This is a genomic window from Tamlana sp. s12, from assembly GCF_016767215.1.
Classification (GTDB): Bacteria; Bacteroidota; Bacteroidia; order Flavobacteriales; family Flavobacteriaceae; genus Pseudotamlana; species Pseudotamlana agarivorans.
Map to the genome: position 1 here is coordinate 190,303 of NZ_CP068547.1, position 21,017 is coordinate 211,319.

A 21,017-nucleotide genomic window follows, 5' to 3' on the forward strand; every position below is an offset into this window, starting at 1 on the left:
ATCCTGTGGTCTGGTGTGCAAACATCAGATAAAATAATGTATAATCCATCTATACCATTTGGTTGATGGTTATTGGTTTCTAGTTACTAGTTAATGGTTGCTGGTTTTTAGTTATGGGTTTAAAAGTGTCAAATGCTTTTAACCTTAAACTTCTAATCTCAAACTATTAACTTTTAACTCTTAACTTTTAACTTCTTACCAGACTGTATGGATAAAAATTAACGCAATGGATAAAGAATTGATTATTCGATCTAGTTCCGACAATGTTGATTTTGCCTTATTAAAAGATGGAAAACTTATTGAATTACAAAAGGATGAAGATAGTAACGACTTTTCTGTTGGCGATGTGTTTATAGCCAAAATAAGGAAAGCTGTTCCTGGACTAAATGCTGCATTTGTTAATGTAGGTTATGAGAAAGATGCCTTTTTGCATTATCATGATTTAGGTCCAAAATTACCTTCTCTTTTAAAATTCACAAAACGTGTAAGCACAGGTAAACTAAAAGATTTTTCTTTAAAAAATTTCCCATTTGAGAAAGATATTGAGAAAGACGGCAAAATTGTCGACGCCTTAAAATCTAATCAGTCTCTATTAGTACAAATCGTAAAAGAACCTATCTCTACCAAAGGCCCAAGAATAAGCTCAGAGCTTTCTATTGCCGGTAGATATATTGTTTTAGTCCCTTTTTCTAACCGCATTTCTATTTCTCAAAAAATAGAAGACCGCGAAGAAAAAGACCGATTAAAACGCCTGGTAAAAAGTATTACACCACCAGGTTTTGGGGTTATTGTTCGTACTGTAGCACAAGGCAAAAAAGTAGCAGAACTAGATAAAGATTTACAAAATTTGCTTAGTCGTTGGACGGCAATGTGTAAAAAGCTACACAAAGCGCATCATCCTAGTAAAGTATTAGGTGAAATGAATAAAGCCTCTTCTATTTTAAGAGACATATTCAACGATACCTTTACAAGTATTCATGTTGATGATGAAACGCTTTTTTATCAAATTAAAGATTATTTGCAAGAAATTGCACCAAAAAAAGAATCAATAGTGAAATTGTATCAGTCTAATGTTCCGATTTTCGAGAAATTTGGAATCGAAAGACAAATTAAAACTTCCTTTGGCAAAACCGTTTCTATGGCAAAAGGCGCCTACTTGGTGATAGAACACACCGAAGCCCTACATGTTATAGATGTAAACAGCGGAAACCGTTCTAACAAAGCCAACAACCAGGAGGACACAGCACTAGAGGTTAATCTTATTGCGGCTACCGAAATGGCGCGCCAATTACGTTTACGTGATATGGGTGGTATTATCGTAGTCGATTTTATAGATATGACCAATGCCGAAAACAGGCAAAAACTTTTCAATCACCTTCGCGATGAAATGAAAGACGATAGAGCCAAACACAAAATATTACCTCCAAGTAAATTTGGGTTGATACAAATTACAAGACAGCGTGTACGTCCAGAAATGAACATTAAAACACGAGAAGAAAATCCAGATGCCATATCCAATGGTGCCGAAGTAGAAGCGCCAATAGGCATTGTACAAAAGATAAACTTCGATCTTGAAAAACTATTTAAAAAAGACTATAAAAAGGTGACCCTAAACACACATCCTTTCATAGCAGCCTTCTTAACAAAAGGCATTCCATCTGTACGTTCTAAATGGTTTTTAGAACATAAAAAATGGGTGAAAATATTACCAAGAGATGCTTACACATATTTAGAATACCACTTTTTCGATAAAGATGGTAATCAAATTAAATAACCTAAAACCCCATACTATTCATTTAGTTTGGGGTTTTTTAGTTTTATATACTTTCTGAAATACGAAACATCGCTCTCAAATAACTTGTTTTTTTTTATTTGGGCAATTGCAAGCACCGCGCTTTCAGCTATATCTTTTTTGTGCAATACATAGCTTCGCGAAAACATGAAATAACATTTTTAGATCCAAATAAGAGTTTAAACCAAAGTTTTCGACAGGCACAAAAAAGGATGCCGCTTCAATCACTATTGCGGGGCTTCGATTTCATTTAGGCATGTAAGTCCAGAACAAACAGCTTAAATATCATTATAAGCATACCAACAATACCTCCAACAATAGCACCGTTTAAACGAATATACTGAAGATCTTCCCCTACCTTACTTTCTATTTGTTTTACCAATTCCACATTAGAAAGTTTTTGAAGACTTTCGTTCACCAACTCACCTATTTTATGATGATGTGTTTCTATAAGTTGTAAAATGGTCGTTTTTAACCAAGCATCGGTCTGCTGTAATTTTGAAGTATCGTCATGAAAAGATATAAGCATGTCGTTCACCTTATCTTTAATAAGCATGGTGTACTCGTTGTCATTTTCAAACAAATGTGTTTTTATCATGCTTTTAACTCGGGTTAATGCTTGCTGTACGATTCCTGAATCGATTAAACGCTCTAAAAATTGTTCACCAAAAGCATTAACATCGGCCTGAGCTTTATCATCGCCAGAGCTCAAACGCTCTGCATAATTATAAAGCTGTTCATCCAAGGCCTTAATAATTTTATGATCTCCCGGATTGCTTTGAATTTCTTCAATAAGTTTAACCAATTGTTCCTGTATACCTTCGGCAATACGTTGGGGTTTTATGGCCCCCAGAACTTTACCGGCCTCCACTAAAAACCCTTTTATAAGCGTGCCTTCTTTTTGCTTATTAACAAGCGTATGCACCTCAGCAACTAAAAACTCTAAGGTTGATGTCGAGGCTATTTTTTCTTTTAGAACCTCTAAAAACACATGTAACACCCCGTAATGATCTTTATGAGTTACCGTTTGCTTTAATAAATTCCCTAAAGGCTCTGCCACATTATTTCCCTTAATAGCGGGTCTAATCACACCTTCAAGAGTCTGAACTACATCCTCATGATCCAACTTTAATACCAAGGCTTCTAACTCTGGTTTTAAGGTTTTTCGTATCGATTCTTGATTTTCCTGCTTCAGTAAATAATCTACAATGGGTTTTGCCATAGATACCCCAGCAATTTTATCGCGAATCATGTCTTTAGACAACCATTCATTATTCACCAAATCGACAATCCCTGCCGATAGTTTTTCTCTACTTTTCACAATAATGTTTGTGTGCTTTTTAACAACCGGAATAGGAATCTCTTGAAACAAAGCACGAACTGCAAACCAATCGGCAACACCTCCCACAACAGCAGCCTCGAAACCTGCAAGTAGTATTTCTAGAGTATAACCTTGGTAGATATTAAAGTATTTTAAAACCAGGCCTCCTACCATACAAATGACAGCAATGGCTAACGAACGGTTTCCTAATCTATTTTTTTTCATACATTTTTTAATCTGAGTCTATCTTAAAAGCTACTGATTTAATGTGCTTACAGTTGCTTTTCGTGGAATAGTTGTCATGCAGACGAAAAAGGAGGAAGAATCTCCTTAATACGAAGATTTCCCCTCACTCGTTCCGCCCTTTGTCGTAATGACGAGTAACAATTCATTCTACCTATAAAAACAAAATCTACTTTTCGGACTCATGTAATTTTAATCTAAAATACAAAAAGCATCTTAAGTACATCACTCCACTAGAATAACAGTTAGTCTACAAAATTTTTGTTAAAAACCTTAAAACCTTGTTAACATAAAAACTTTTAGGGATTTTGGGTTCGTAGCTACACCAAACGTTTAACTAAAACATTTAAAATGAAAAAACTAATTAAAACATGTAGCTTAATTGCCATCGCAGCATTAATTTTCACTTCTTGTAGTAAGGATGACAACCCTGCCGATAATAATTTATTTGCTGGTACTTACCGAGGTGAAATAGGATATAACAGTGAAGGTACTACAGTAAGCACAGAAGACGGAAGTGTTTTTGTGACAAAAATCGACGATAAATATGATTTTGATTTTTCTAACGACGATATTCCGAGTATTCGAGGTATAGAGTTTGAAGAAGGTGAAGAAACCAATATTAATATAGGTGGTAGCGAAACCAGTTATATTAAAATTGATGAAAGCACTTTAAATATATTTTACAATGAAAATGGCGAAACCTGGACTGCAAATTGCACTAGGTAAATTTTAAAATTTTCAAAGTAAAAGAGGCTGTCTTAAAGTTGAATCTACGTCAATCTGAATTTATTTCAGATTCTCATAATTATTGTATTACAATGTTATGAGATTCTGTGTCAAGCACAGGATGACGTTTGTATCACCTGTTAAGACAGCCTTTTTTTTAAAACTAAATGGCCTCTAAGAACCCATTTATATAAATTATAATTCCCCTAAACCGCAGGATTAGGAATTTCGGCATGTACGGCATTGATTTGCTCCATGATGTCATCAGATAGTGTGACATGGATACTATCGATGTTTTCTTTTAACTGCGCCATGGTTGTTGCTCCAATAATATTACTCGTTACAAAGGGTTGCTGATTTACAAAAGCCAAACTCATTTGTGCTAAAGTCATATTATTTTCTTCCGCAATTTTTAAATACCTTTTAGTAGCCTCGATACATGATGCACTGCTGTATCGTGAAAATCTAGGAAAGAGATTTAATCTTGATTTATCGGTATCCGTACCTTTGATATATTTTCCAGATAACACACCAAAAGCCATTGGCGAATACGCTAATAAGCCCAGATCTTCCCGCATTGAAATTTCAGCCATATCGCCTTCAAAAGCGCGATTAATTAAACTATACGCATTTTGAATGGTACGCATTCTAGGTAAACTATGTGTTTTAGACTCTTCTAATAAACGCATAGCACCCCAAGCTTTTTCGTTAGACATCCCAACATGACCAATTTTACCCGCACGAATTTGATCGTCTAGTTTCGTTAGAACTTCATGAAAGTTATCTTCCCAAAAATCGTCTGGATTATGCTTGTAATCTCTAGTGCCAAAGGTATTCGTATCGCGTTCTGGCCAATGGATTTGATAAAGATCGATATAATCGGTTTGTAAACGTTTTAGCTCTTTATCGACGGCCTCTTGGATGGAATTTCCGCTTAAGGCCGTGGTTCTAATGTGCGCCGAATAATCGCTTGAACGTCCAATAATTTTACTGGCAAGAATAACCTGGTCACGCTTTCCTGATTTTTTTAACCAATTCCCAATTATCGTGCTTGTAGCTCCCGAAGTTTCTGGGTTTGCTGGCACGGGGTACATTTCGGCGGTGTCTAAAAAATTAACCCCTTCACTTAAGGCATAATCTAACTGTTTGAAGGCCTCGGCTTCGGTATTTTGATTTCCGAAAGTCATGGTGCCCAAACATATTTTACTAACTTTTATATTGGTTTTTGGTAGAATACTGTATTTCATAGTGTTTATTTCCTGGTGTATAAAGGCTGATTTTGCCCTTAAGTATCATTTTATTTAAGTAATAAAGTTAAAAAAACCTTTCAGCCATCAATGTATCTGAAAGGTTTTTATAGTATATCAACTTGCGTTAGCGATTGCAGTGGAAAGCCCACAGCGAGGTACGAGCGCGGACTTGCAACGTAAAGCGCGACCCTTGGGTAACGCCCAAATCACTATTCTACAATTAATGCTGTTCTTGTAACAACTTGGATAATTCGTCTAATTTAGGTGTTAAAATCACTTCTATACGACGGTTTGTAGCACGACCAGATGGCGAATCGTTAGAGGCAATTGGTGCAAACTCACCGCGACCTGCTGCCGTTAAATTTTCTGGATTGATCGCTTTATTCTCTCTAAGGATATTCACAATAGAAGTCGCTCTTTTGGTAGATAAATCCCAGTTGGTAGTCAGGGGACCATTACCTGTATAAGGCACATTATCGGTGTGACCTTCGATTAACACAGCGATATCTGGATTCTGTCCTAAAACATTACCCAGTTGTTGTACCGCACGACGACCTTCGCTACCTACAGCCCAACTTCCTGAATTGAAAAGCAATTTGTTTTCCATAGACACATAAACTTTTCCGTCTTTTTGTTCTACAGTTAAACCTTTACCTTCAAAATCGGTTAAAGCACTAGAAATAGCGTCTTTTAAATTATTCATGGCAGCATCTTTAGCTGCAATAACACTTTCTAATTCGGCCACACGGTTGGAACGATCTTCTAGCTCTTTTTTAAGGCGCTCAAGACGTGTAATTTCGGCAGATAAAGCTTGTTCCTTCGCTTCTAACTCCGCTAACAACTCACGATTTTTCTCTGAGTTTGACGCGATGGCTCTGGAGCTATTCTTCTCAAGTGCCGCATACGAATCCTTTAAAGCTTCTAGATTTGCAGCGGTAGCATCGTAATCGGCTTGCAGCTTATTACGCTCTGCAAGGGTTTCGTCGTAAGCTTTTTTGGTTTGTTTAAAATCGTTTTCCGCCTGAGCTTTCGATTTTAACAAAGATTCGTAATCTTCATTTAATTTGCGGTTTTCTTTCTTTAACTCGGCGTATTTAGCTTCTAGATCCTTGTATATTTTAGGAGACACACAAGAGGCCAAAATAGCCATTGTAAAAATGGTAAAAACACTTTTTTTAATCATGTTAATTGGGTTCTATAATTAGTAATTTAGTTAAATTTCAAGTTCTAGTAAAATCGGACAATGGTCGCTGTGCACCGCGTCGCTTAGTATAACGGCTCTTTTAATTTTTTCTTGTATGGTTTCTGACACCATCGCGTAATCTAATCGCCAACCTTTGTTGTTAGCCCTGGCATTGGCACGGTAGCTCCACCAGCTATATTGTTGTAATTCTGGGTTCACAAATCGAAAAGAATCAATAAAACCACTGGCTATAAAATCTCCTATCCACTCACGCTCTACAGGTAAAAATCCAGACACACCTTTCATTTTAGGGTTATGTATATCTATTTCTTCATGGCAAATATTATAGTCACCACAAATAACAAGATTAGGATGCTCTAATTTTAACTGATCGATGTAAGCTTGGAACATGCTCATATACTCTAATTTATGCCCTAATCTGGCATCATTAGTTCCCGATGGCAAATACAAACTCATGATGGAAACGCCGTCGAAATCCACTCTTAAATTACGACCTTCGAAATCCATAGACTCGATTCCTGTACCGTACTCTACATGATTGGGCTCTGTTTTACACAAAATAGCCACGCCGCTATACCCTTTTTTTTGAGCGCTAAACCAATAGTGATAATTATACCCGGCGTCTTCAAATAGTGTTAAGTCCAACTGTTCTTTTAAGGCCTTTATTTCTTGTAAACAAATAACATCTGGATTGGCACTTGTTAACCATTCTATAAAACCTTTATTTAAAGCGGCTCTAACCCCGTTGACATTGTATGATATAATTTTCATTCGTTTATTTCTTCCTATTAAAAGCTCCTAAAATTGTAGGAAACCTTTCGTTTTTCGACAAAATTGTACAGATTGCTGCTAAAATAAATAATACGTTACTTTTACGCTATTATTTTACGGCAGTTTTAACAAGTTACACTTTCAAAATAATTCTAGTTTTTTTCAGTTTAAGTATCCGATGAAATTTTTTACTTCTATACTATTGGTTTTTATAGGTTTTTGTGGGTTTTCACAAAATCTACCCAATAACTATAGATCTAAAAAAGTAGCTGTAAAAGACTCGATTTTTATTGAACAAGTTAGTATAAATTCTAGCGTGTTTTCCATTAAAACTAAGGATAGTACCATAATTGATTCAAGCTATTATACGGTAGATTTCGCCAAGGCACTTTTAACCTTTAAAAAACCCGTAGACACCGATAGTATTATTATCGATTATTTAAAGTTTCCAGACTTCCTTACCAAGACCTATAAAAATTTAGATGAAAGCATTATTGTGAATAACAACAGCTCCCATCAAAACTTATACAAACTGAAGCAGTCTAATAGCTCGAATCAATTTATTCCGTTTGATGGCTTATCGACTTCGGGAAGTATTTCGCGAGGTGTTACCGTTGGAAACAATCAAAATTCGGTGTTAAATAGTGAGCTAGACCTTCAAATTACAGGGAAATTAAACGAAAAAGTATCTTTGCGTGCCTCCATCCAAGATGCTAATATTCCCTTACAAGAAAGTGGTTATTCGCAACGTTTGGATGAATTTGACCAGGTTTTTATTGAAATGTTTAGCGACCGTTGGAACATACGCGCTGGTGACATCGATCTTGTAAATACCGATTCTTATTTTGCCAAATTCTCCAAACGTGTGCAGGGATTAAACTTCAACATAAACCTAGGTCCCGAAGAGAAGGAAACTAATCTTTATGCTGCTGGTGCATTGGTTCGCGGACAATTTACACGCAGCCAATTTACCGCTCAAGAAGGCAATCAAGGGCCTTATAAATTACAAGGTCCAAATGGCGAATTGTTTGTATTAATCGTATCGGGTAGTGAAACCGTTTATGTCAATGGCGTGGCTTTAAAGCGTGGTGAGAACGAAGATTATATTATCGATTATAACGCTGGTGAGATTATATTTAACCCCACCTTTCCTATAACCTCCGAAATGCGTATCACCATCGACTATCAATTTAGTGAACGCAACTATACCCGTTTTGTAGGTTATGGCGGCGGACGCTACGAGAGTAAAAAGTTTAGTTTAGGGGTTTCCATCTACTCTGAAAACGATGCTAAAAACCAACCCCTGCAGCAAAATCTCTCGGAAGACCAAGTCGAAATTCTAGCACAGGCCGGAAATGACCAAACCAAAATGGTTGCCCCATCGGAGTCGCGCGCAGAATACAACCAAAACCGTATTCTTTATAAAAAAGAACTTATTAACGGCGAAGAAGCTTTCGTGTTTTCAAACGACCCGGATGACGAATTATACAACGTGACCTTCACTTTGGTAGGTCCCAATCAAGGTGCATACAACTTAAGTAGCATTAACGCTATTAATAATATTTATGAATATGTTGGCGACGGACTAGGTTTATACGCGCCAATTATACAACTAGTAGCGCCTAAAAAATTACAAATAGCAGTTATAAATGGGGCTTACAACCCCACAGAAAAAACAAGTATACGTTTTGAAGGTTCTGGAAGTAAAAACGATCAGAATTTATTTTCGGATATCGATGACGATCAAAATGATGGTTTGGCCGGAGAAATCACCATCAATCAAGTCCTCGTAAAAAAAGAAAATCAATGGAATGCCAGCCTATTTTTAGATCATGATTATGTAAGTGCCAATTATCGAAATATTGAAGGATTGTACAACCCAGAATTTAATCGTGATTGGAACTTAGATCCCACACCATTAAACGGGATAGGCTATAATTTAGGAAATCAAAACCTATTAAACACAGGCATCAAACTCTTTCACAAGCAAAAGGGACTTATCGATTATACCTATGAACACCTCAATTTCGCCGACGGTTTTAACGGAAATAGACATATTGCAAATATAAATTTACAGCTAAACAAATTCAATATAAGCTCCTACTCTAGTTTTTTAAATGCTAATGCACTAGTAAACAATTCAACCTTTTCAAGGTCCTACAACCGTATTACCTATAACATGAACAAAAGCTGGGTGGGCATAAAAATAGCTTTTGAAGACAACGTACAAAAAAACAACAGCACCCAAGAACTCACGGCTTTAAGTCAGCGGTTCAAATCTTACGAAGCCTTTGTTGGCGTTGGTGATAGTACCAAAGTTTTTGTTGAAGTAGGTTATATAAACCGTACAAACGACAGTATTAGAAATAACACCCTCCAAAAGGTAAACACTTCCAACACGCTTTATTTGGATTCGAAACTCATTCAAAAGCAAAATACCAATTTGAGTTTGTATGCCAATTACCGTAGTTTGAAAGATGAAGATGATACCGTAGACGACGAGCATTCTTTAAACTCGAGGCTGCAGTTTAGTCAGAAATTATTCAACAATATTATTTTCTTTAGCACCATTTTTGAAACCAATTCGGGTAGTTTACCGCTTCAGGATTTCACTTACGTGGAAGTTGAGCCTGGCCAAGGTTCGTACACATGGATTGACTACAACGGCAATGGCATCCAAGAGCTCGAAGAGTTTGAATTGGCTCAATTTCAAGACCAAGGCACTTATATTCGAGTGTTATTACCTAATCGTGTCTATGTAAAAACACATCAAAACCGATGGAGTCTATCCCTTACCTTAAACCCTGCGCAATGGTTGGTTTCCAACCATAAAACCAAAAAGTTTTTATCGCATTTTTATAACCAAACCAGCTATTTAACCGATAGTAAATTGCGACGCGAAGGCAGCCGATTTAATCTCAACCCTTTTGAAAATAGTGAAGATGACTTATTAGGCTTACAGCTTAATTTTAGAAATGTTTTCTTTTTTAACCGTGGCAAACAACATTATACCACCTCATATACCTATTTGGAAAACAGCACCCGAAATTTACTTTCGGTGGGCTTTATTGAAAATAGTTTAAGCAGCCATCAATTAAATTTCAATCATAAAATTGCCGAAAATTGGTTAGTTAACTTGCTATCGGCATTGAACACGAATGAAAGTAAAAGTGAAAATTTCACAAGCAAAAATTACAACTTAGACGAAACGGTTTTAAATCCGAAGTTATCCTACTTATTCAACACCAATTCTAGTTTCGATATTTATTATCAAAGCACTACAAAAACCAATACGATTGGCGACCAAGAAACCTTAAAACAACAAAAGTACGGGAGTTCGTTTTCCTTTGGAAACAGTGAGAAGAGTGCGATAAATGGGGAGTTTAATTTTATTTCAAATGCTTTTAACGGTGATTCAAATACCCCAGTGGCCTATCAGATTCTAGAAGGTTTACAACCTGGAAAAAACTTTACTTGGAGCTTATTGGCTCAACGAAAACTGACCAAATTTTTGGATTTGAATTTGAGTTACTTCGGAAGAAAAACAGAAACTAGCCGAACCATTCATTCAGGATCTGTACAATTGAAGGCTTATTTTTAAGGGTTGTTGAATATGTCGCCCGGCGTATCGCTTTTTTTGAAATTATTGTTACACGAAGATTCGCAGAGGCTTCACAGAGAATCACTGAGGTTACAGAAGTTAACTTTGAAATAAAAACGAGGAAGCTATTTGAAAAGTAATATGCCCTAACAAGCAGAATAACGTTTCAAAAAACTTCCTCATTTCAGCAATTTACATAACGGAATTTAATGAGAGAGCGTCCAATATGTACAGGTTAATTTTTTATAAATTTTATAGTTTTTGACATGCCATTTTTCACCTCAACCTTCAATAAATAAATTCCTGAAGTTAACCCAGATACATTAATAGTACCTGACTGAGATGTATTCCGTTTTGAAAGCATTTCTTGACCTAATAGATTATAAATACTAGTTTGAAATTCAAATGTAGAACCTGTTTTCACATGAATAACATCGCTTACTGGGTTTGGCCAGTAGCTAATTAGAGATTCATTATTAGCAATAGCATCCACATTTAAAGTGGCTTCAATGTACTTGTTTCGTGTGGTATTTGTTGAAGTTGGCGCATTTTGGTCAAAATAAATGTCAGCACTATTTTCCATGATATCATCTATAACCACATCTTCCTTTGCTTTTATCATATACTTCACATAACCGTGGCTGGCGGGTTCGTCGTTCGCACTGAAATCCAAGTAAATATTATTAAAATTAAATTTCACGATTTGACCCGTATCCGAACCTATATTTTCAACAGTCATAGGGTGTGAACTTTCTAAAACCGTTAAGGAATGCTTTTCAAATTTTTCATCTAACTTGTCAATCACATAAATATCTTTTGCCGAAAAATTACCTTCATTTTGAAACCGAATGGTATAGGTTAGCCATTTTTCGTTTAACGGAATTTCATTTAAAGCATTAGGTAATCCAGGAGAAACTAATTTATCATTAGGGTCGAGAGCCGCCATAACAGCTGCACTAAACGGTCCGTTGGAAATAACTTCGGAATGATTTGTGGCTGAAGTCGAACTAAAGGAACTTGTTGGTGGCGCATAAGGCGCTCCAAAATCATGAAACCCCGTTTTAGAAGCCGGATTTCTAGGAATCAACTTTACTGAGTTCATTTTTTTAAAATCGGCACTAGTAATACTTTTAACACCATAACCTATAGGTTCTGAAACATGAGATGAACTAAACAATTCGGTTTCCACCTCGATCACATAGGTTTCTTGCGGATTGAGTTTTGGCAATATAAACTGAAGCTTAACCGTATCGGTTTGTTTGGTAATTATAGGTGTAATTGACTGTACAGATGATGTATATTCACCATTTTCTAAATTGGTTTCCCATCTATGGCTTCTAGGCTCAATGGTTAGTTTATCGATGATATGAAGGTTGGAATTTGAATTTAAACTGGTAACCTTCACACTTTTTATATCAGGTAAAACCATACTTGTATTTTGGTTTTCGTTATATAAAACATAATCGATGGTTACACTATTAAATGTTTTTGAAGCCGATGCATTGCCTACCGCTGTTGTAAAGATGTTGCTAAACCCATCACGAGAAAACGCCCAAGCACCTTCCTTAGCCGCCGATTTGATAACAACCGACTCCGAGTCTTTTGGTAATAATTTAAAACTAGGCAATATGGTATTCGTACTTGTATCAGTAACATTAAAACTATGTTGACGTGATCCTGGTGTAACGAAGGTTTGTATTACCGGAAGTATAATTTCGTAGTCTCCCGCATTATCATGATAAGGAAAATAATAGCTACCATCGGCATTGGTATAGGTTTCGTAAATATCGCCAGAATCGGTTTTCAAAGTTACTTTTTGATTTGGATGAACCTCATCAGCATCCATCTGCCCATTACCATTCGCGTCTACATATACATCACCCGATATACCAAAAGCCTCACCGTCATTTAAAAACTGAGTTGCCGTTTGTGATGAGAAAATTTTAACCCATCTGGATGATGCGCAAGACCAAAACACACCATTGGCATCTAAAGCTAGGGCATCCGGACGATAGAAACCATTATAAGGTATAATTCCTGTTGTGCCTTCAATAATGATACTAGAAAAATTAGGGGTGCTCGATTCTGGATGCTCAATGCTTATTATTTTAGCCAAATCGTTAGTTAGTAAATGTAACACGCCATCCGTATCGCAAACCGCATCAACAATTCTTCTAATATCAGCATTCATGCTATTATCTATTTCATTAAAACTTGTACCATGAAACAAGTAAACACCACTGGCACAAATAGTAGCCACATCGCCATTTGGTAAGGGTAGTATCTTTTTTACGGCACCTAAGTTTTTAGTTGCTGTATAAGTGGTTGTGGTTCCAGAAGCTACATTAAACTTTTTTAGGGTTAAAGTGGCATTTTGGAATTTTGGAAAGTAAACATCCCCATGAATATCGACCGTAAAATCAAAATAATTGGAATAATCATCTTCATCTAAAGTTATGGTCTGTATAAATTGACTGTTCTTGTAAACAAATAATTTCTTGCTTTTATTACTAAACACCCAAACCTGATCTTTGTAATTTTTTACTGCGGTGAACGTCGTTGTTCCTAAATCGGGCAATGTGGTTAAGTAAGGCATATATAATTTTTTCATAACAGGACTTCCTGCTATAATGGGATAACCATCGCTGTCTAATACAAAGGGGCCATGACCACCTAATTTGTATTGTTTTTCTATGGTTCCATCGGCTTTAAAGTGACTTAAAATACCGTCATCAGTATGGTTATACCACCAAGTTCCTCCAGATTTATCAGGAAAAGCTGTATTATATCGCTTTACTAAATTATAGGATATGTTACCTGGTTCGTGATCGGTAACACCACCCCACACTCCTTGTTTATAAGTAAGCGCTTCATATCTTGTTTCTTGATTCGTGCCATAATTAGCACTGCTATTGCAGAAGTATATTTTGTCTTTACTCTTGTTTACAACGCTTGGGGAATAGGACATGAGGAAACCTAAATCGCGAATATCATTCATCGATCTCACCGTCCAAACAGGGTTAGATCCATTAAGTTTTAGTTCGACAACCCCGGAAAGGTTAATAGCAACTGCCAAAACCGTACCTTCCGAATCTATTTCTAAATTATTAAACCGTACACTTTGTACATTTCCATGGGTAAACTCATATTGGGTTGTAGCACCTGTAGCCATGTTCACCTTATAAATGGCACCTCCACCGTTTGTGTTATTGGCACACCAGAAATTCCCTTGTCCGTCATAACTGAAATCGGATACATATTTATATTTAACATCAGCACCAGTAAGATAAGTGGTTTCTATAGCGGCTGTGTCAGTATTTAATTTAACAAACTCTTGTGTAGACGCAGCGCTATATCTTGTAGAAAGAAAAAGGGCATCATCAACAAACATAAATTTAGCTAACTGATAATTACGGGAAAATCCAGGTTCGCCAACATAGGTTAAGGTATTATTTTGAAATTTATACAATTGGTAGTAAAGCCCACTAGTTATGATATAAGTCGTATTAGTAGCACCATCATAGGCAAAAAGTATGGTGTATTGATAATTCGATACTCCTGAAGTTGGATAGGTTTTAAATCCGAAAGTTTTAGTTTTTAAATCATAATAATATAAACCCGTATTACCAGCGGTATTATTAAGAAATATTAAGCCATCGGCGTTTACAAGCGCATCCGTAGGTTTAGCCTCATTTCCAGTTAATGAAGTTCTAGGCATGGCTAAATTGGGGATATTTTCCCAGCTGCCATCCACCTTCTTTATGGATATACCGGCATTGGTAATATACACTTCATCATCGTTGTAATAATTAGGCACGACTTTAACAATGTTAATACTATTTAAACCGTAACTTTCCTCTACAACCCCAAGGTTATTATTACGATCACAAAAAGATAACTTCCCTTGGGCTTCAGGAATGGTATTGCCACATTGATTTTGGTAATAGGTTACTTTGGTTCCCATGGGATAGGTTTCTACTTTTTCCACCTGTGCATTAAGCAACTGGTTTAAAAGAAAAAATAAAGATAAAAGACAAGTAAAGTTTTTCATGATGGTTTCTTTTTAGTTGTTTTATTAGCCATTAGAATAAGGTGTCGAATTATTCTAGTTGTAATAGCTATGAAACCATTCAAAGTAGGTAAGTTTATGGGTATGTTTTGAATTCTTATATAAAAGCTCGACTGAGAAAATTATAGATTGGTCTATAGAACCTCACAACTCAAAATTGTGTTGTACAATGGGAGTTTCAATGATATTAATTATAATCACTACAATCGATAGCATCTAATTCTTTTTTAGCTTGCTGCACAGCTTCGTCATAACCGTAATCAAAAATTGGGATACAATCATAAATATCTTCCAAGGCGTCATAATACCTTAATACAGCAGCTTTGTATTCATTACAGCTTTCAACTGATGGATTATTACTTAAATTAGCTGATGCCTGGCTGAGATCCTCTATAGCATTTCCATATTGATCTTCCCAATTAGAACCGTCACAACCTCCTATTCCTAGGGCGTCAGCCACATCGTCTTTACCACATGAGCTTAGAAGAAAGCATCCTGAAACACAGGTTATCATTAATAACTTTAAAGTTCTAAGAAACAGCGAACTGCTTTTAACTTTAACGGTGGTCTTGTTTAAATTTTTCATGTTTTTCATTTTAAGTTAGTATTCAGATAATATTTTAAAAAGATTAAACCATTAAATACATCTAGGGAGATTACTTACTGTTTAGAATTCATGAGTTTGCTCATAACAAGCTGATTCAAATTTATACAGGACATATGTAAATAAAAACCTATAATTAGAATTTGGTACTTTTAAGTTAGAATTCGGAAATTCAACTTAAAACACTGAATACTAAATAATACCTACCGAATACTAAAAAAACGACCATCCTATTAAATGGATGCTTAAATTAGCTAGATGATGAAAAAAGTAGTTTCTCTTTTTTTTTACATTTTGGGAATTTACAGCCTATCTGCTCAGATATATGTTGATTCCATAGGCACTAAATTGTCTTTACAGAACCATAAAAATGTAGAAGCTATTCGCGTAAACAAAACGACTTCCTTTGAAGAAATAAGCCAAAAAACCACTTGGAGACCTTACGATTCAACCTTTACCGCTACTAAGGAAAAGCCTGTTTGGATTAGATTTAACCTTGAAAACAACTCGGATAAAGCAATAGAAACATACGTATACCTTCCAAGTCCTCATATTGATATCTATACGAAAATTAATGGCCGAATTAGGCATGACGTTAATGGGATGTTTGTGCCCTTATCGAAGCGTGCAAATAAAGAAGAATATTTTTTTACTAAAATCAATTTACAGCCCTTAGAGTTGGCTACTTGTTATATCAAACTGAGTCCTAAGTTTGTCGACACTATTAAGGAGCCACCTTATCTTTTTTCTAAAACCCTATATTTAGAAACCGTTTACAACATCACCAGAAGGCATGCTAAACCCATAGGATTTATCTATTTCTATTTAATTTCACTGTTATGTATATTTCTATTTGTATTGGTGTTTTGGATCCGGTTAAGGTCCCGGTTATACTTATACTATTTGGGTTATTTATTTTTCCAAATCCTCTATGGATTATTAACGCTTCATAGAACAACCGCAGGGATTGGTAATGTATTTTCGAATATTCCCATGTTGTCCTATTACATTTTTGACCCTGTACAATTTACTTTTATTGGATTTTACATCCTGTTTATAAGACAGTTATTGGATGTAAAAAAATACAATACGTTATTAAGCAAATCCCTTTACTATCTAGCTATATTTTGTTTCGTCTATGTCGCATTACGTGTAATTTTTAATTACTTTTTTAAAGATGCCCATACCGGAGAACTTCTTTTTTCAGTGGTACGGTTCATTATTTTACCACTTACTGTGGTGTTTATTTTTTGGATTATCATAAAGGTAAGACACCCCTTATTAAAGTATTTTATCATTGGGCAGACTTTCTTTTTTATAGGAGCAGTGCTGTCTTTTTATCTTGCCTTTACCGAAATACATTTTATTCCTGGAAACTATTTCAATTTTCCTTATTCCCTAAATATCATCTTTCAAGCAGGTTTGCTTCTTGAAGTTTTTTGTTTCTCTATTGCCATTGGTGAAAATATTTTTCTTATGCAACGAGAAAAAGATAAAGCTAATGAAAAACTAATTAGTCAATTACAAGCCCATCGTGTTTTACAAGAAGACATGCACCGTGAACTGGATAAAACAATCCATCAGAAAACCGAAGAATTAGTGCAATTATATTCTAAAATTGAAAAACAAAAGGAGGAACAGTTAAAAAAAGCATTTACCGAACGAATTCGAGAAATGGAGATGTTGGCTTTGCGTTCGCAGATGAATCCACACTTTATTTTCAACAGTTTAAATGCTTTAAAATACCTTGTTATGACCTCACGAAATGACGATGCTGTAACATATCTCGACAATTTCTCTATTTTATTAAGAAGCATTTTGCAAAATAGTACAAGGGATGTCATTACTGTTGAAGAAGAGCTAGAAATTTTAGAGCTTTACTTATCTTTAGAAAAAAGCCGCATTGGCGACAGTTTTGAATATCACATTCAACTGGCTTCAAAAGAAGCCTTATCGCAATACACCATACCGCCCCTACTACTACAACCCTTTGTTGAGAATGCGATTTGGCATGGACTTAGCTTAAGCACAAAATTAGAAAAAAGACTGTTGATTAAATTTGACACTAAGGACACCTTAAGAATAACTATTGAAGACAACGGCGTGGGCAGAAAAGCCAGCGGAGAAATTAAAAAAATGCATAAATCTATGGGTACTAATATTACCCAAGAACGTATGTCGCTTTACAACCATATAAACGATTCTAAAATGCATTTAAAAATTGAGGATCTTGAAAAAAACGGAGTCGCTCAAGGCACGAGAATTATAATAACTTACAACTTTTAAGTCATGGCAAACATCATTATTATTGACGACGAGATGCACTGCGTAAATGTGTTAACTAACCTTATTGAAAAAACGCATGCTGATTACACCATAACAGGAGCATTTACTAACCCCATTTTAGGACTTGACTATATATTAAACAATCCGCCAGACTTATTGTTTTTAGATATCGAAATGCCTAATTTAAATGGATTTGCCCTATTAGACAAACTCTTACCAATCGATTTCGATATCATTTTCACTACGGCTTACGACAGGTATGCTATTCGAGCCTTTCAATACAGCGCGATAAATTATCTTTTAAAACCCATTACAGAACAAAACATGGTTAAGGCCCTATCTAGCTGGGAAAAACGACGAAAAAAAACAAGTCATGAGCAATGGCAAATCCTACAAAAAAATTTAGAAGAAAGTACTTTAGAGCACTCTAAAATCGCTTTACCTACGGGCGTAGGGTATCATATTGTAGAAATTAAAGACATCCTGAGATGCCAATCTGACAACAATTACACCAACTTCTATTTTAAGGATGAAAACAAAATATTAATTAGCAGAACTTTAAAAGAAATTGATGATATATTGAGTGAACATGGTTTTTTAAGAGTACATCAATCCCATTTAATTAATCCGCAATGCGTAAAAGGAATTTTAAAACAAGATGGAGGTAGTTTAGTAATGAATGATGGCACCGAAATTCCTGTTTCAAGGCAAAAACGCACCCAGATTAACGACATATTAAAATCCATGTTAAGATTTAAATAACTAGTTACAAATTACATCCTAAATAAAACAACTTCAACCAAAATTTAACCTGTTCTAAGAGCAGGTTGTTCTACTTCTAAATCATCGGTAATAGCTCTTGGGATACAGTCATATTTGTCCAGCAAAGCATCATAATATACCTCAGTAGCATTTTTATATTTATTGTGATTTTCTGGGGTTGGATTATTTCTGAATTCACTCCCTGCAGCATTAAAATAGGACAAGGCCTTTTCCAAGCGATCCGACCAAATGAAATCATTTAACGGTTCGGAAACCGGAAGATTTTTAGCAATATTCGACTTTTTACTATTAGAAAAAATAGTAAAATAAGTAAGTGATGCTGTTTTAAGCTTAAAGGAATTGATATGGTTTTCTATATGTTTAAAATTTTTCATCTGCTTCAATTTTTACATTAATATTCCGACATAAAGGACTAACACTCCAGTAAAGCATTAGTTGTGAATAAGTTGAAGTCAATCTCAACAGATATAAAAGTATAAAGTAGTTAAAGAAAAGGATATCACATATGTAACAATATATAGAACTATTGTTACATGGCTACAAACGGTAGTAAAACAAAAGGATTATGACTCTTATAAATTAAAATAACAAGTAAAGGAGTCCCTATTCAAAAGACCTTAAATCATCTATTTTCTCAAAATAGTTGATCATAGTTTTAACCGCATTGATATAAAATTGAGGCTGAATGTTTTCAAAAGTATCTGTGGGTTCATGGTAATCTTCATGATCGTCGACTCCAAAATACAGAAAAGGAATATTTTCCAAAAAGAAACTCATATGATCTGAAGCATAGGTCCAATCCTCTCGGCCATCATGACCGTCATGACCTGCTTCCAAAATGATACTACAGGCAGGATTAGACTTTTTATAAATCGATTTTAAACGAGCATTGTGTGAAGTACCAACAACAAATAATGTATTGGTTTCGCTTCGACTCACCATATCCAGGTTTAAATTAAGTACTATTTTGGTGGTCTGAGCAACGGCACTCTTCATAAAGTATTTGGAACCCTGCAAATTTAATTCTTCAGCATCAAATGCAGCAAAAATTACAGAATGTTTAGGTGGGTGTTTTTTGAAGTATTCGGCGAAACTAAAAAGCGCACATACACCAGAAGCATTATCATCGGCACCATTATAGATTTCTCCATTTTTAATTCCTTCGTGATCGTAATGCGCACTAATAACAATATAGGAATCTGAAAAATGGGTTCCTTTAATTTCACCTAGAATGTTAACGGCTTTATAATCGACCTTTTCTTCTGTAAAACTAAATTTTTGCTCATAATTTTTAGTGAAAGGCAAAACGCCTAAAGCATGAAATTGATTAATAATAAACTGTTTTGCCTTTATAGCTCCAGCCGTTCCTGTTCGTCGCCCTTCAAAAGCATCAGAAGACAATGATTTTAAATGCTTGAGTAAGGTCGTCTCAGAAAAATAATTAGACTCACAAGGTGATGTTTGAGCATGTAGGTTTACAAATAAGCATAAACCGGTAAAGTAAGTGATTACATAGGCTCTAAACATGGTGAATTTTATAGACTTTGGGAATTATTTACAAAAAAGCCCATATCTAAAAACGATATGGGCTCCATATTATTATTGAATGCGTCTTATTTAAGCGCTGCTTTCATAAGTTCTCTATTCATTCTTGCGATATTATCTAATGAAATTCCCTTAGGACATTCCACTTCACAAGCACCAGTGTTGGTACAGTTACCAAAACCTTCAAGATCCATTTGTGCAACCATGTTTTTAACACGTTCGGCAGCTTCAACCTGACCTTGTGGTAATAATGCATATTGCGATACTTTAGCACCTACGAATAACATGGCAGATGAGTTTTTACAAGTCGCCACACAAGCCCCACAACCAATACAAGTTGCAGCATCCATAGCCTCATCGGCAGCGATTTTAGATATCGGTAATGAGTTAGCATCTTGCGTATTACCTGAAGTATTTACAGAAATATACCCTCCAGCGTGTTGAATACGCTCAAAAGCCATTCTATCAACAATTAAATCTTTAATTACTGGGAAAGCTGCTGCTCTCCAAGGCTCGATAGTGATGGTATCACCATCTTTAAACATTCTCATGTGTAACTGGCACGTGGTAACTCCTCTATCTGGACCGTGTGCTTCACCGTTAATATATAAAGAACACATACCGCATATTCCTTCACGACAATCATGATCGAAAGCTACTGGCTCTTCACCAGAGTTTACCAATTGTTCGTTTAAAACATCCATCATTTCAAGGAAAGACATATGTTCTGAAATATCAGATACTTTATAATCGACCATTTGACCCTTTGCATTTGAGTCTTTTTGTCTCCAAATTCTAAGTGTTAAATTCATATTCATA

Annotated in this window: 14 protein-coding genes; 5 read left to right on the forward strand and 9 right to left on the reverse strand. The window is 35.5% G+C overall.

The window, feature by feature from the left end:
• The first annotated feature begins 226 nt into the window (after positions 1 to 226).
• Positions 227 to 1,774, forward strand: coding sequence for a ribonuclease E/G (locus JJL45_RS00860; RefSeq protein ID WP_067144877.1), 1,548 nt, complete (start codon positions 227 to 229; stop codon positions 1,772 to 1,774).
• A gap of 268 nt (positions 1,775 to 2,042) precedes the next feature.
• On the opposite strand, the gene JJL45_RS00865 is transcribed toward JJL45_RS00860, so the two are convergent.
• The gene (locus JJL45_RS00865) at positions 2,043 to 3,338 is read right to left on the reverse strand and encodes a DUF445 domain-containing protein (protein WP_068601377.1); all 1,296 of its coding nucleotides are present in this window, start codon (positions 3,336 to 3,338) and stop codon (positions 2,043 to 2,045) included.
• Positions 3,339 to 3,707: 369 nt separating this feature from the next.
• On the opposite strand from JJL45_RS00865, the gene JJL45_RS00870 reads away from it, so the two are divergent.
• Positions 3,708 to 4,085: a hypothetical protein gene (locus JJL45_RS00870; RefSeq protein WP_068601374.1), complete on the forward strand. Its 378-nt coding sequence runs from the start codon at positions 3,708 to 3,710 to the stop codon at positions 4,083 to 4,085.
• Between the two features lie 206 nt (positions 4,086 to 4,291).
• On the opposite strand, the gene JJL45_RS00875 is transcribed toward JJL45_RS00870, so the two are convergent.
• The 3 genes from JJL45_RS00875 to JJL45_RS00885 form a co-directional block, all read right to left on the reverse strand.
• Positions 4,292 to 5,332 carry an aldo/keto reductase gene (locus JJL45_RS00875; protein WP_068601372.1) on the reverse strand — a complete coding sequence of 347 codons (1,041 nt, stop codon included), beginning with the start codon at positions 5,330 to 5,332 and terminating at the stop codon, positions 4,292 to 4,294.
• Positions 5,333 to 5,555: 223 nt separating this feature from the next.
• Complete coding sequence (locus JJL45_RS00880) at positions 5,556 to 6,518, reverse strand: flagellar motor protein MotB (RefSeq protein WP_068601370.1); 963 nt, start codon at positions 6,516 to 6,518, stop codon at positions 5,556 to 5,558.
• 30 nt (positions 6,519 to 6,548) lie between these two features.
• A complete protein-coding gene (locus tag JJL45_RS00885) occupies positions 6,549 to 7,310 on the reverse strand; it encodes an exodeoxyribonuclease III (protein ID WP_068601368.1) in 762 nt (253 codons plus the stop codon).
• A gap of 178 nt (positions 7,311 to 7,488) precedes the next feature.
• Between JJL45_RS00885 and JJL45_RS00890 the strand changes: the two genes are divergently transcribed.
• Positions 7,489 to 10,911 (forward strand): hypothetical protein, encoded by a 3,423-nt coding sequence (locus JJL45_RS00890; protein ID WP_068601367.1) that lies wholly within the window; start codon positions 7,489 to 7,491, stop codon positions 10,909 to 10,911.
• 235 nt (positions 10,912 to 11,146) lie between these two features.
• On the opposite strand, the gene JJL45_RS00895 is transcribed toward JJL45_RS00890, so the two are convergent.
• Both JJL45_RS00895 and JJL45_RS00900 read right to left on the reverse strand, forming a co-directional pair.
• Positions 11,147 to 14,962 (reverse strand): T9SS type A sorting domain-containing protein, encoded by a 3,816-nt coding sequence (locus tag JJL45_RS00895; protein ID WP_068601365.1) that lies wholly within the window; start codon positions 14,960 to 14,962, stop codon positions 11,147 to 11,149.
• A gap of 205 nt (positions 14,963 to 15,167) precedes the next feature.
• Positions 15,168 to 15,494 (reverse strand): hypothetical protein, encoded by a 327-nt coding sequence (locus tag JJL45_RS00900; RefSeq protein WP_202664209.1) that lies wholly within the window; start codon positions 15,492 to 15,494, stop codon positions 15,168 to 15,170.
• 348 nt (positions 15,495 to 15,842) lie between these two features.
• Between JJL45_RS00900 and JJL45_RS00905 the strand changes: the two genes are divergently transcribed.
• Both JJL45_RS00905 and JJL45_RS00910 read left to right on the forward strand, forming a co-directional pair.
• A complete protein-coding gene (locus JJL45_RS00905) occupies positions 15,843 to 17,870 on the forward strand; it encodes a histidine kinase (RefSeq protein ID WP_068601361.1) in 2,028 nt (675 codons plus the stop codon).
• A 3-nt stretch (positions 17,871 to 17,873) separates the two neighbouring features.
• Complete coding sequence (locus tag JJL45_RS00910) at positions 17,874 to 18,632, forward strand: LytR/AlgR family response regulator transcription factor (protein WP_068601359.1); 759 nt, start codon at positions 17,874 to 17,876, stop codon at positions 18,630 to 18,632.
• Between the two features lie 44 nt (positions 18,633 to 18,676).
• Here the strand turns inward: JJL45_RS00910 and JJL45_RS00915 are convergent, their stop codons facing one another.
• The 3 genes from JJL45_RS00915 to JJL45_RS00925 form a co-directional block, all read right to left on the reverse strand.
• The gene (locus JJL45_RS00915; protein ID WP_068601357.1) at positions 18,677 to 19,027 is read right to left on the reverse strand and encodes a hypothetical protein; all 351 of its coding nucleotides are present in this window, start codon (positions 19,025 to 19,027) and stop codon (positions 18,677 to 18,679) included.
• Between the two features lie 229 nt (positions 19,028 to 19,256).
• A complete protein-coding gene (locus tag JJL45_RS00920; RefSeq protein ID WP_068601355.1) occupies positions 19,257 to 20,180 on the reverse strand; it encodes a M28 family peptidase in 924 nt (307 codons plus the stop codon).
• A gap of 86 nt (positions 20,181 to 20,266) precedes the next feature.
• Positions 20,267 to 21,010 (reverse strand): succinate dehydrogenase/fumarate reductase iron-sulfur subunit, encoded by a 744-nt coding sequence (locus JJL45_RS00925; RefSeq protein ID WP_067145580.1) that lies wholly within the window; start codon positions 21,008 to 21,010, stop codon positions 20,267 to 20,269.
• Positions 21,011 to 21,017: the final 7 nt, after the last annotated feature.